The 11,813-nt window shown below is 66.8% G+C and carries 12 protein-coding genes; 6 read left to right on the top strand and 6 right to left on the bottom strand.

The genetic code is table 11. The annotated features are described in order from the left end of the window. From CSC71_RS14955 to CSC71_RS14945, 3 genes are all read right to left on the bottom strand, one after another. Nucleotides 1–529, bottom strand: a 529-nt coding sequence (locus CSC71_RS14955; RefSeq protein WP_162375177.1) for a tetratricopeptide repeat protein, incomplete at its 3' end; no start/stop codon positions are given. Nucleotides 530–571: 42 nt separating this feature from the next. After that, nucleotides 572–2,173 (bottom strand): tetratricopeptide repeat-containing sulfotransferase family protein, encoded by a 1,602-nt coding sequence (locus CSC71_RS14950; protein WP_162375176.1) that lies wholly within the window; start codon nt 2,171–2,173, stop codon nt 572–574. A gap of 82 nt (nt 2,174–2,255) precedes the next feature. Further along, nucleotides 2,256–5,378, bottom strand: coding sequence for a TonB-dependent receptor (locus CSC71_RS14945; RefSeq protein ID WP_162375175.1), 3,123 nt, complete (start codon nt 5,376–5,378; stop codon nt 2,256–2,258). A 585-nt stretch (nt 5,379–5,963) separates the two neighbouring features. Between CSC71_RS14945 and CSC71_RS14940 the strand changes: the two genes are divergently transcribed. From CSC71_RS14940 to CSC71_RS14930, 3 genes are all read left to right on the top strand, one after another. After that, the gene (locus CSC71_RS14940) at nt 5,964–6,809 is read left to right on the top strand and encodes a helix-turn-helix domain-containing protein (protein ID WP_162375174.1); all 846 of its coding nucleotides are present in this window, start codon (nt 5,964–5,966) and stop codon (nt 6,807–6,809) included. A 78-nt stretch (nt 6,810–6,887) separates the two neighbouring features. After that, nucleotides 6,888–7,349 carry a hypothetical protein gene (locus tag CSC71_RS14935; protein ID WP_162375173.1) on the top strand — a complete coding sequence of 154 codons (462 nt, stop codon included), beginning with the start codon at nt 6,888–6,890 and terminating at the stop codon, nt 7,347–7,349. Between the two features lie 152 nt (nt 7,350–7,501). Continuing rightward, nucleotides 7,502–7,984 (top strand): hypothetical protein, encoded by a 483-nt coding sequence (locus CSC71_RS14930; protein ID WP_162375172.1) that lies wholly within the window; start codon nt 7,502–7,504, stop codon nt 7,982–7,984. 24 nt (nt 7,985–8,008) lie between these two features. Here CSC71_RS14930 and CSC71_RS14925 read toward each other — a convergent pair whose 3' ends face one another. Both CSC71_RS14925 and CSC71_RS14920 read right to left on the bottom strand, forming a co-directional pair. Continuing rightward, nucleotides 8,009–9,463: an NAD(P)(+) transhydrogenase (Re/Si-specific) subunit beta gene (locus CSC71_RS14925; protein ID WP_162375171.1), complete on the bottom strand. Its 1,455-nt coding sequence runs from the start codon at nt 9,461–9,463 to the stop codon at nt 8,009–8,011. Beyond that, a complete protein-coding gene (locus CSC71_RS14920) occupies nt 9,460–9,768 on the bottom strand; it encodes an NAD(P) transhydrogenase subunit alpha part 2 (protein ID WP_162375170.1) in 309 nt (102 codons plus the stop codon). The genes CSC71_RS14925 and CSC71_RS14920 overlap by 4 nt, the downstream gene beginning before the upstream one ends. 137 nt (nt 9,769–9,905) lie before the next feature. Between CSC71_RS14920 and CSC71_RS14915 the strand changes: the two genes are divergently transcribed. From CSC71_RS14915 to CSC71_RS14905, 3 genes are read left to right on the top strand one after another with little or no spacing between them, the layout of a single operon-like run. Beyond that, a complete protein-coding gene (locus tag CSC71_RS14915; RefSeq protein WP_211368066.1) occupies nt 9,906–10,472 on the top strand; it encodes an RNA polymerase sigma factor in 567 nt (188 codons plus the stop codon). 11 nt (nt 10,473–10,483) lie between these two features. After that, the gene (locus CSC71_RS14910) at nt 10,484–10,849 is read left to right on the top strand and encodes a hypothetical protein (protein ID WP_162375169.1); all 366 of its coding nucleotides are present in this window, start codon (nt 10,484–10,486) and stop codon (nt 10,847–10,849) included. A 4-nt stretch (nt 10,850–10,853) separates the two neighbouring features. Continuing rightward, the gene (locus tag CSC71_RS14905) at nt 10,854–11,294 is read left to right on the top strand and encodes a DUF3106 domain-containing protein (RefSeq protein ID WP_162375168.1); all 441 of its coding nucleotides are present in this window, start codon (nt 10,854–10,856) and stop codon (nt 11,292–11,294) included. A 98-nt stretch (nt 11,295–11,392) separates the two neighbouring features. Here the strand turns inward: CSC71_RS14905 and yecR are convergent, their stop codons facing one another. Continuing rightward, nucleotides 11,393–11,761, bottom strand: coding sequence for a YecR family lipoprotein (gene yecR, locus CSC71_RS15780; protein ID WP_162375167.1), 369 nt, complete (start codon nt 11,759–11,761; stop codon nt 11,393–11,395). Nucleotides 11,762–11,813 lie beyond the last annotated feature (52 nt).

Genomic DNA, 11,813 nt, shown 5'->3' with positions numbered 1-11,813 from the left:
ACAGCTGGGCGATCTCCGGCGCGCGCGCCATCGCCCGCCGCAGCTCGGATTCCGCTTCCTTCAGCCGCCCCAGGTACATCAGCACGTGGCCGCGGGCGACCAGCGTCGCCGGATACTCCGGATCGCCGCGCTTGGCTTCATCGAGTATCGCCAGCGCGCGCGCCTGTTCGTTGAGCGAACTGAACTGCGAGGCGGCGGCCAGCAACAGCGGTATCGGCAGTCGCGTTATCGGCCCCAACCGCGCGATGTACGCCGTCAACGCTTGCACTTCGTTGAAGGTCCGCAACCGGGCCATGACGTCCCGGGCGACCTCCAGCGACGGCGGCGGATACCGGGCGGCCCGCAGCGCGGTTTCGCGCGCGGCACGGTAGCCGCCCCGGTAGGATTCGACGTACGACAGCTGCGACAACAGCGCAACGTCGCGCGGACGCTGCGCGACCAGTTCGCGCAAGCCCATGGCGGCGCGTTCCCAATCGGTCGCCGCGATGGCCGCCTCGACCTGGTTGCGGATCAATCGCTGCGGATCCATTCGTCGCTCCAGCGGATTCCGCCGTCGGCCGTGCACGCCGCGCTAGCCATCGATTTCGACCCCGAGTTCCCGCAAGCGCTGGCGCAGCGGCTGCAACTGTCGTTCGTAGCGGCGCCAGGCGCCGATGCCGCGGCGGTTGAGCGGTTGCCGCACCTGTGCCCGGCTGGCGGTGGCAACCGGCGTGGGGTTGCGGGTGATGTCCGCATATGCCGGATCGTATTCCAGCCCGCAGAAGCGCATCGCATCGCCGAGCACCTGCTCGGGAGAATTGACTAGCGCTTCGTAGCGCACGGTCCGGAATCGATCCGGCAGCACATCTTCCCAATGCCGGACCAGGCGCAGGAAGCGTGCGTAATGCTCGGCCAGTTCGCGCTGGTCGTAGCTGTAGGTGTAGGAACCCTTCGCGAACAGCGCCTTCAGGTTCGAGAAGCAGGCATCCATCGGATCGCGCAAGAGGCACAGGATCCGCGCCTGCGGCAGCGCCCGCGCGATGAACCCGGCGTTGTGGACGTTGAGCGGATTCTTGTCCAGCAGGTACGGCTTGTCCGGATGCATGCCGCGCGTGGCGGCGGCATAGCGCGTGCCCACCGCGCGCCAATCCAGGCGGGCCATGCGCCTGATCGGTTTCTCGCGCGGCGGCGGCTCGTAGAAGCTGTTCGCTTCCCAGCTGACGCTGCGGGCGAAGGCGTTGAGTTCGCCCGCGGAACCGACCAGCGGATGGTTGCCGAGCATGCGGTCGAGGACGGTCGTTCCGCTGCGCGGCATGCCGACCACGAAGATGTGGCCGCGGCGGTGGCCGCCCGGCGCCGCGGGCCCGGGCTCGGCCGATGCCCCGCACGCGCCGATCAACGCCGCCGCGCCGGCCGCATCGGCCTCCGCGCCGTGGCCTTGCCGGTGCCGGCGCAGGGCAGCGGCGGCCTGCAACTGCCGCCACGCTTCATCGACCCTGCCCGCGCCGTCGAGCTCCTTGAACAAGGCATAGCGCAGGTCGACTTCGTCCTCCGCCCGCCCCGCAGCGATCGCCGCCGCCAGGGCCGCTTCGACCCGCGGGACCCGGGCCCCGGGCTCGGCCGACGGAATGCCGTAGGCCAATGCCCGATGGGATTGCGCGAACAACGGTTCGAGTTCCAGCGAACGCTCGTATTCGGCTTCCGCTTCGCCCAAGCGCCCGAGGTGGTTGAGTACTTCCCCCCGCGAAAAATGCAGCAATGGGTGCGCCGGCAGCCTGGCGATCGCGAAATCCAGCAGCGCCAGCGCCGTTTCGTCGTCGCCGGCCAGCCACAGGCGCTGTGCCAGCACCGCGGATTGCGCCAGCACTTCGGGCGACGCCCAGTCCGCCGCACGGATCAGCACCGATACCCGCGCACGCTCGTCGAAATGCAGCAGTTGGCTGGCCACGTAGGGCAACGCGCGCCAGCGCCGGCCGAACTGCGCGGCCTCGGCCGCGCGAAGGGCCGCATTCAGCGCATCGCGATAGTCGCCTTCGTGCAGCGACAGCTGCGACAACTTCAGCCACGCGCCCGCCTGGACCGGATCGCGGGCGACGATGTCCTCGTACGCGCGACGGATGCGTCCCGGGTCGCCGCCTTGCTCGATCGTCCCGGCCAGTGCCCACAGATGCGCGACATCCCGTTCCTTGCTCACGTTGCCACTCCGCGAACGCCCTCAAAAAGCGACGGCCGTCCGGGGGCGGCCGTCGCATCATACAAGCACAACGCGGCTTACATCAGAAGTCGTACTGCACCATCAACCGCACGTGGCGCGGGGTCTGGAACGATGCCGGCAGCAGGTAGGTCGCGGATGCGGCGCCGGTCGCGGAGACTTCCGCGGTCTCGATGACGGACGTCACCTTCTGCTGGTCGAACACGTTGAACACATCCACCTTGAACTGCAGGCCCTGGGCCCACGATGGCGCGTAACGCACGCTCAGGTCGACCGAATTGGTCCACGGCAGACGGCCCTTCGTGCCGCGCGGCACCGCCACCGAGTCGTTCGTCCTCGCATCACCACTCGGGCTGCATTGCATGAACGAGGAACCGTACGGGTGCGGCGAGTAGTTCGCGTCCGGAATGCCGTCCGGGATCGGATCGCCATCCTGGTTGACGGTATCCACGCCGGACGGGACCGGGTCCAGATCCAGCACGCCGAAGCAGTTGATCGGGCGGCCCGACTGCACCAGCAGGTTGGCGCCCACCGACCACTCGTCGTTGAACTCGTAGCGACCGAACAGCTTCAGGCTGTGGCGACGGTCGTTCGGCAGGTAGCCGTAGGTGTCGGTGGTCAGCTCGAGGTAGTCGAAGTCCTGGGTGACGTTGGTGTCGTTCTGCCCGATGTCCGACTTCACGCCACCCTCGGTGTTGCCCTTGCTCTTGGCGAAGGTGTACGAGCCCTGCAGCCACCACTTGTCCCAATGGCCTTCCCAGAAGAACTCGATCGCGCCGTAGGAACGCTTGGCCTTCGGCGACAGCAGCTCGCCCGGCACCGTGACCTCGGTCAGGTTGCCGTCGCCGAGGAAGTCGGTAACGAACACCGCGTCTTCGCCGGGATTGAACATGCGGCAGTACGGGAAGCCTTCGTTCGGCAGGTTGGCCGCGTTGCCGTTGGCGTCGAACCACCAGCCCTCGTCGGGATCGAACGTGAAGCCCGAGCCGGGCGAGTTCAGGACCGCGGTGTAGTCGCAGTTGTCGTCGATCGCCGCCTTCAACTCGCGGTAGATGCCGCGCACGCCGAGCGAGAAGTTGTCGGTCAGCGCCGCCTGCGCACCGAGGATGAACTCGTCCTGGTACATCGGGTCGAGGTTCTTCGAGGCGATGGTCTCGGCCAGCTTCGGATTGCCGGTTTCGGCGTTGATGAAACGGAAATTGCCGGTCGAAACCGCATTCGTCGGGGCGCCGGTGGTCGGATCGATCATGAAGACGCTGCCCGTTTCCGGAATGAAGTCCTCGCGGGTGAACAGCGATGCGCTGGCGCCGCGCACGGCCACGCTCGGGGTCAGCGGCAATGCGTAGCGGCCTGCATTGCCGAACACCTTGAAGGTCGAATCGCCGTTGACGTCCCACGAGAAGCCCAGGCGCGGCCCGAACTGATTGTTGATCTTGACGTAGGTTTCGCCCTGGCCGTTGATGTTCTCGAAGGTGTCCCAGCGGCCGCCGATGTAGGCGATGAAGTTGTCGGTGACGTTCCAGCTGTCCTCGATGTAGAAGGCATGCTGCTTGACCTTCACCGTGGCGCCCTGGCTGGTGTACTGCAGGCGCGCAAGGTCGTACTCGTCGCCGGTATTGGGCGTCTCGTCATCGCCGTTGCTGGTCAGGTAAGTCCACTGGTAGCCGCCTTCGCGGGCGGAACCGGCGCGCGACTCGTAGTCGTCCTGGTCGTAACCGAAGCGCAGCAGGTGGTCGCCCAGCTGCCACTCGGCATCCAGGCGGAACTGCTTGCGCTCGTCGCCCGAGTTGATGTCCTGCAAGGTGCCGCCGCTGACGTTGCACGTGCTCGCGTACGGGCCGGTGATGGCCTGGCGGTAGCCGGGGCGGCTATCGATGACCACCGGGCAGCCACCGGTCGGCGCGACTTCCGGGGTCGGCACGGTGAAGGTTCCGTCGTAGAACGCCTTGCGCCCGTCCGGGCTGACCACGTAGGACGAACGCGAATAGTCGTTCTGGCCCGCCAAGGCCGACAGGGTGAAGGTATCGGTCAGGTAGCCGGTGTACTTCAGGATGTAGTTGTTGCCGCCGCTTTCGGTGACCGTGTAGCCGTTGTAGCCGGTACGTTCGAACTGCCCTTGCTCGTTGTCGTAGGCGTAGGTCTTGGTCTCGCTGTCGTCCGAGAACCCGGTGAACTCGAGCAGGTGGTTGTCGGTGATGTGCCAGTCCAGCTTCAACAGCCAGTTCGGGCTTTCGGTCTTGGCCGTGGTGTTGGTCGTGGCCAGGTGCGAGCCGAAGTTGGTCACCTCGTCCTTGCCGAACGACAGCAGGCCGTAGGCGAACAGCTTGTCCTTGATCAGCGCACCGCTGGCCCAGACGCTGGCGCGGCCGCCCCAGGTTTCGTCGTGCGAATTGTCCGCACGCAACTCGCCGTACTCCGGGGTAAGCGGATTCGAGTAGTAGGTGTCCTTGGGATGCTCGTACAGGGATTCCGGCGTATAGAAGATGTTGCCGCCGGCGTGGAACTCGTTGCTGCCGCGCTTGGTGATCTGGTTGATCACGCCGCCCAGGGAACGACCGAACTCGGCGCCGTAGCCGCCGGTCTTCACCTGCTGCTCGGCGATGGCCTCGAACGGCACCGCCGAGAAATTCAGGCTGCGGAACGAGTTGGTGATGTTGAAGCCATTGACGTAGTACTGGTTCTCGGCGACGGACGAACCGCCGAACGAAGCCAGGTTGCCGAATGCCGCATCGCCGCGCACGGTGCCCGGCGCCAGCAACGCCACGCTGGTGGCATCGCGCGCGACCGGGATCCTGGCGATCTGTTCGGCGGTCATGATGGTGGTGGATTCCACCGACGAAACGTCGATCGGATTGATCGCGTTCCCGATCACGGTCACCGTATCCAGCGTGGCGGCCTCGCCGGTGGCGAAGTCGGCAGTGGTGGCCGTGCCGACGTTGACAACGACGGATCTGCTGGCGCCGCCGCTGGTGGTCACGGTGTACTGGCCGGTCGGCAGGGCGGAGAAGCGGTAACTGCCGTCGCCGCTCACCGTGGCGCTGCGGGTAAAGCCCGTGTTCGGGTTGGTGATGGTGACGGTTTCTCCGGCCGTGGCATGACCCACGATCGCGCCTGCGGTGTTGGACTGCGCCTGCGCACCGCCTGCGAAGCACATGCCCAGCGCCATGCTCAATGCGGTTCGCTTCACACCTCTGGAAAAATTCCTGGAATTCTCGTGGATGGTCATTGGCACTCTCTGCGATGAGGTCGGAAACTGAATGACTGCGACCGGCCGCATCGCGACCGATCATCGGCGCAGATGCAAATTGGAAGCATCTGGCCCGATGAAGCTAACGCCATTTTTACGACCGGGTTATGCAGCGATTGCGCATTCGCGAACACGGATCCTTCACGCCTCGACGACGAATCGAAACGCTTCCTGCATATCGACATCATCGCGTCATGGATCGGCAATCCAGGTGGATCATCAGCGCAATGCATGCACATTTCCGCCAACGCATGGCGCGGATAGTGCTTGGACCGGCTCCACTCTCTCGGCCGGAATTCTTCAAAGGCCGCGGCAATGTTCCGCGGCCTTCTTTTCTCTCGACTGGCGGTAAAGCTTCGTGCACCCCGCGTCAACGATTGGCACCCGACATGCGAATCGAATTGGCCCTCAATCAATCGCTCTTGCGAAGTTATGGTTGGGACTCGTTGGTTACGGTTGCCACGCATGGCGCTTGCGACGGAACGAAAACCCTCCGCGATGGAACTCCATCGGCACCAGCTTCGCTTGTCCGACCAGCTGATCCTGAAAGACGGCTCCATGCCGGAGTTGCACGCGATCCGCGCGCAGGGACGCGGCACGCGGGCCGAGATCCCCGCCGGCTGGATCAGCGCATGCTGGGCCGTTCGTGGCCGCCTGCGGTTCGAAGCCAACGGCTGCGAGTGGGAACTGGCATCGGGACAGGCGCAGGTCTGGCGCGATGGCGCCCTCCAGTGCCGCGGCGACGGGCATCACGGCTGGATCGTCCTCACCGGTCCCGCGCGCGCATGGAGCGCCTGCTTGCGGTCGGGGGAGGCGCGCGCAATGCATGAACTTTTCCTCTGGCAGGGACGCATCCGGCGCGAAACGGCGCACCTGTTCGCCTGCGCGACCAGGGAAGGCGACGTCCGCAACCCGTCGTACACCAGCACCCTGATCGCGGCCTTGTGGGGCAGCCTGTCCGCGTTGCAGTCGGAGCTGCACGACCGCCTGATGCGTTGCAGCGGCCGCACGCTTGCCCGCCAACAACAGACCCTGATGCGCCTGTTGCGCGTGCGCCACGCCATCCGCCACGGCGCGGACCACCGCCTGGACCTGGCCAGCCTGGCGCGGACGGCGAACTATTCGCCCTTCCACCTCATCCGCATCCATCGCATGGTCTTCGACGAAACGCCCTTCGAATACGCCGCGCGCCTGCGCGAGGAACGCGCCTGGCGCATGGTCAACGACACCGGCATGCCGATCTGCGAGATCACCGAATTGCTTGGCTTCGAAAGCCAGAGTGCGTTCTGCCGCGCTTTCAAGAACGCCTTCGGCACGACCGCATCGGAGGTCCGGCGCGGCATCGGCGCCATCGGCGCACGCGCCGCTTGAAACCCGCGAGGCAGGACCATACAGTCCGCGACGGCAGGAAGATCCATTGCCCGGCGTTCCAGGGGGAGGGACATCGCAATGCAGGAAACCCGGTCCGCTTGGCCATGGCGCCGGTTGCTGGCCGGTACGGCAACCATCGGCAGCCTCGACCTGCTGTTCGCCTGGTCGTTCTGGGCGAACAAGGGCGTGACCTTCACCGACATCCTGCATTCGATCGCTTCGGGCTGGTACGGCAAGGCGAGCCGGGACATGGGCGCGACCAGCGCGGCAGTCGGCGCGGCCTCGCATTACGCGATCATCTTCTGCTTCATGCTGGCCTGGTGGCTGGCTGCGAGGCTGGTCCCGGCACTGTCGCGCCGCTGGCTGGCCTTCGGCGCACTGTACGGACTGGCGCTGTACGCACTGATGAACTTCGTGGTGTTGCCGCTGTCCGCGGCCGGCTCGCCGGGCTTCGACAATCGCGCATGGCTCGTTGGCAGCATCGCCATGCACGCCGCGATCGGCGTGCTGTGCGCGTGGTTCGCACGCAAGACCGCATAGGCGACCGCCCTTGGCCCGGGTTCGGACCGCCTTCCATCGCACGGCGGGCGCAATGGTCCCGGCGCATCGCACCGGATTGGCTCTGCACTTCCTGCATGCCGGTCGCTAGCGTGGCTCCGCTGGCATGCCGCCAGCGCACCAGAGGATCGACGATGAAGGTCTTCACGCCCCACGCCATCGCGGTTTGCCTGCTGACATCCTTCGCCATCGCGCCCGGCCCGGCCCGGGCCGGCGAATGCAAGAAGATCCACGCCGACCTGGTCGAGTACTCGACCACCGAAGGCTGCAATCCGGGCCTGAGCTCGTGCTTTCTCGGCATGGTCGACGGCAACCACGGCCTGACCGGCACCACGCATTTCCGCGGCGACAGCTCCGTGCCGGAAAGCCCGGCCACTTCGCCCAACTTCATCATCTACAGCGGCCCGTTCGAGTACCGCACCGAGCACGGCACGCTAACCATGCGCGAAACCGGCGCGACCACCCGCGGCCCGAACGGCGTGGTGACCGCCTACCAGGAGATCGTCGGGGCCACCGGCCGCTTCGCCGGCGCCAGCGGCCATTTTTTCGTCAGCGGCACCAAGGAAGGCGGCATGGTGACCACCTTCGTCAACGGCGAGATCTGCTACCCGGAATGAGCTTCGCGGCGGCCGGCGGGCCGTTCAATGCCCGCCGCCGTCGAGCGCCTTCAGTTCGCCGACCAGCGCGCTCGCCATCTCCGCGCCGTCGCCGTACAGCATGCGCGTGTTGTCGGCGTAGAACAGCGCGTTCTCGATGCCGGCGAAGCCGGTACCCTTGCCGCGCTTGATCACGACGACGTTCTTCGAGCTCACCACGTCGAGGATCGGCATGCCGTAGATCGGCGAGGCCGGATCGGTCTTCGCCACCGGGTTGACCACGTCGTTGGCGCCGATCACCAGCGACACGTCGGTGTTGGGGAATTCCGGGTTGATGTCGTCCATGTCGGCGATCAGGTCGTACGGCACGCCGGCCTCGGCCAGCAGCACGTTCATGTGTCCCGGCATGCGCCCCGCGACCGGGTGGATCGCGAACTTCACCTTGACCCCGCGGTCGAGCAGGCGCTGGGTCAGTTCCCAGATCTTGTGCTGCGCCTGCGCCACCGCCATGCCGTAGCCGGGCACGATCACCACGCGCTCGGCGTAGGCCATCATCGCGGCGACGTCGCCGGCCTCGATGGGTTTCTGCGAGCCGCTGATCTCCTGCGCCGACGCGCCGCCACCGCCGAAGTTCGAGAACAGCACGTTCTTGATCGAGCGGTTCATCGCCTTCGCCATCAGCCGGGTCAGCAGGATGCCGGCCGCGCCGACCATCATGCCGGCGATGATCAGCGCCTCGTTGCCGAGCACGTAGCCCTCGAACGCGACGGCGAGGCCGGTGAAGGCGTTGTACAGCGAGATCACCACCGGCATGTCGGCGCCGCCGATCGGCAGCGTCATCAGCACGCCCAGCGCCAGCGCGGCGAGGAAGAACGCGATCACCGTCGGCATCTGCAGCGACCACACCGCCCAGGCGCCGAGCGCGACCGCGACCAGCGCGACCGCGGCGTTGAGCCACTGCTGGCCGGGGAAGGTGTAGCGCTTGTCCATGCGCCCGTCGAGCTTGGCCCAGGCGATGATCGAGCCGGTCAGCGACACCGCGCCGATCAGCGCGCCGACCACCGCCAGCGCCAGCGTGACCTTGCCCGGCTGGCGCGCGGCGAGGTCGGCGATGGCCGAGGCGCTCCAGTTCGAGGTGTCGCGGCCGAACAGTTCGGAATAACGCAGCAGTTCCACCGCGCCGATCGCCGCCGCCGAACCGCCGCCCATGCCGTTGAACAGCGCGACCATCTGCGGCATGTCGGTGATCGGCACCTGCCTGCCCCAGACCCACGCCAGTCCCGCGCCGATCACGATCGCCAGCAGCATCAGGGTGACGTTGTGCAGGCCGGGCAGGAACAGCGTGGCGAAGGTCGCGATCAGCATGCCGGCACCGGCCCAGCGGATGCCGCTGCGCGCGGTCAGCGGCGAGGCCATGCGCTGCAGGCCGAGCAGGAACAGCGTCGCGGCGACCAGGTAGCTGGTCTTGACGACGGCGGGCAACAGTTCGGCCAGGCTCATGGCTGGTCCCCCTTGCCCGCCGGCTTCTTGCTGGACTTGAACATCTCCAGCATCCGCTCGGTCACCACGTAGCCGCCGGCGGCGTTGCCCGCGCCCAGCAGCACGGCGACGAAGCCGATCGCCTTCTCCAGCGTGGTGTCGGCGTGGCCCAGCACCACCATCGCACCGATCAGCACGATGCCGTGGATGAAGTTGGAACCGGACATCAACGGGGTGTGCAGGATCACCGGCACCCGCGAAATGATCACGTGCCCGGCAATCGCCGCCAGCATGAAGATGTACAAGGCCACGAAACCGTCGCTCATTCCATCCCTCCCGGGCACGGCGCCCTTCGGCCGCATGATAACCGGGCGCTGAACGCAATGGTCAAAGCCGGTGGTCAACCGAAGCCGCGGCCATGCGTTACCCGTCGCGTGAACCGACCGCAGACAGGGCCTAAGCTGTGCTGGTGAGCACGGAACTCGACATCCCGCCGGAAGCCCCCGCGGCCGCGCCGCGACCGGCGACGCTGGAGGCGTTCCTGGCCGGGATCGGCCCGCGCGCCTTCCGCTTCGCCGAGGCCGGCCTGCGCCAGCGCGACGACGCGCTGGACGCGGTGCAGGACGCGATGATGAAGATGCTGGCCTACAAGGACAGGCCGGCCGCGGAATGGACGCCGCTGTTCTGGAGCATCCTGCGCCGCAAGATCGTCGACACGCAGCGGCGCGGCAACTTCCGCCTGCGCTGGCTGTCGCCGGCCGCCGAGGGCGACGAGGAAAGCCGCATCGACTGGGCCGACGCGGGCGCAGGTCCCGCGCAGGCGCACGAGCGGCGCGAGGCCTACGCGAAGCTGGTACGGGCGCTGCGCAGCCTGCCTGCCCGCCAGCGCGAGGCCTTCACCCTGCGCGTGCTGGAGGAACTGGACGTGGCCGACACCGCGCGGGCCATGGGCTGCTCGGAAGGCTCGGTGAAGACCCACCTTTCGCGCGCGCGCGAGGCATTGCAGAGACAACTGGAGGAGTTCCGATGAGGAGCAAGCCGATGACCACGGAATTCGACGACGACAACTTCGACAGGCGGATGCGACAGCTCCACGCCGGGTCGCTGGCCAGCCTTTCGCCGCAGACGCTGGCACGGCTGCGCGGCGCGCGCCATGCCGCTTCGCAAACGGCGCCAGCGCGCGGCCGTGGCTGGCGCTGGCTGGCCGCGGGCGTGGTGCCGGCGGTACTGGCGGTCGCCATCGGCGTGCCGTTCCTGGACAAGGATCCGTCGACCGTACCCGCGGCGGGAACGGCCGTTGCCACGCAACCCGCGGCCGACGGCGACGATTATGCGAATGCCCTGGCCGAAAACCCCGATCTGTACGTCTGGCTGGCTTCCGACGGCCAGCAACTGGCGATGGAGTGATGCGATGAAGAAGATGCTTCCTTCCTTCCTGCTGGGCGGCCTGCTGCTGGCGGCCGGCTCCGCGTTCGCGCAATCGGATTCGGCGGCGTCGCTGCCGGAGTGGGACAAGCTGACGCCGCAGCAGCGCGATGCGCTGGTCGCGCCGCTGCGCGAGCGCTGGAACAGCGACCCGGAACACCGCGCGCGGATGCTGGAGCATGCGCAGCGCTGGCGGCAGATGACGCCGGAACAGCGCGAGAAGGCGCACCGCGGCATGCGCCGCTTCGAGCGGATGAGCCCGGAGCAGCGCGAACAGGCGCGCGCGCTGTTCGGCAAGATGCGCGGCATGAAGCCGGAGGAACGCAGGAAGCTGATCGACCAGTGGAAGGCGATGACGCCGGAGCAGCGGCGCGAATGGATCGAGAAGAACCCGCCGCCGGAAGACATGCCGCGGTCGCCGCATTGACCGAAAAAAAACCGCCGGGAAACCGGCGGTTTTTCGTGGGAGCGGGTGTGTCTTGTCTCGCGGCGGGAGAACCCTGCCCCGCCCGGCTCACATTGCCATCACCGCGATCTGGCAACCAGGGAAGGCGGGGAAGGCGGCGGTAAACCAGGCCGGGCGACGGCGTTGCCCGCGCATTGGTAAGCGTTCCGAACCTGCCAGGCAGAACATTTCCCGCTGGCATCGCTTGCCGAGCACTGTTGCGTCACCAGGACGTCCCGTTCCGTATGGCTGTAACCCTGGAGTTCGCAATGGTGCGTGGCTACCAGGTTCAAGTGCTGCAGGCTCCAGGATGGGGCCTCCGGGGTTCCTGTCTCGTACGCAAGCACGACGGTACCCGGCTGTTCTCCCCTTGCTGCAGTCAGGGAATTGGAGGTCGCACACCCCGTCAAACAAAGAAGCGCGAACGAAAACAAAGCTATTGTCTTCATGGCTTTCTCCTTCTCCTTTTTCAGGCCAGAGCAAAGATACACAACAAAGGGG

Source organism: Pseudoxanthomonas sangjuensis, from assembly GCF_010211755.1.
GTDB classification, from domain to species: domain Bacteria; phylum Pseudomonadota; class Gammaproteobacteria; order Xanthomonadales; family Xanthomonadaceae; genus Pseudoxanthomonas_A; species Pseudoxanthomonas_A sangjuensis.
This window is presented reverse-complemented; position numbering and strand designations above follow the sequence as displayed.

Bases quoted from the DNA above. Each gene is read 5' to 3' on its own strand.
- CSC71_RS14935 (WP_162375173.1), top strand. From the start codon at position 6,888: ATGCAGGAAACCCGGTCCGCTTGGCCATGGCGCCGGTTGCTGGCCGGT.
- CSC71_RS14930 (WP_162375172.1), top strand. From the start codon at position 7,502: ATGAAGGTCTTCACGCCCCACGCCATCGCGGTTTGCCTGCTGACATCC.
- CSC71_RS14925 (WP_162375171.1), bottom strand. From the start codon at position 9,463: ATGAGCCTGGCCGAACTGTTGCCCGCCGTCGTCAAGACCAGCTACCTG.
- CSC71_RS14920 (WP_162375170.1), bottom strand. From the start codon at position 9,768: ATGAGCGACGGTTTCGTGGCCTTGTACATCTTCATGCTGGCGGCGATT.
- CSC71_RS14910 (WP_162375169.1), top strand. From the start codon at position 10,484: ATGACCACGGAATTCGACGACGACAACTTCGACAGGCGGATGCGACAG.
- CSC71_RS14905 (WP_162375168.1), top strand. From the start codon at position 10,854: ATGAAGAAGATGCTTCCTTCCTTCCTGCTGGGCGGCCTGCTGCTGGCG.
- yecR (WP_162375167.1), bottom strand. From the start codon at position 11,761: ATGAAGACAATAGCTTTGTTTTCGTTCGCGCTTCTTTGTTTGACGGGG.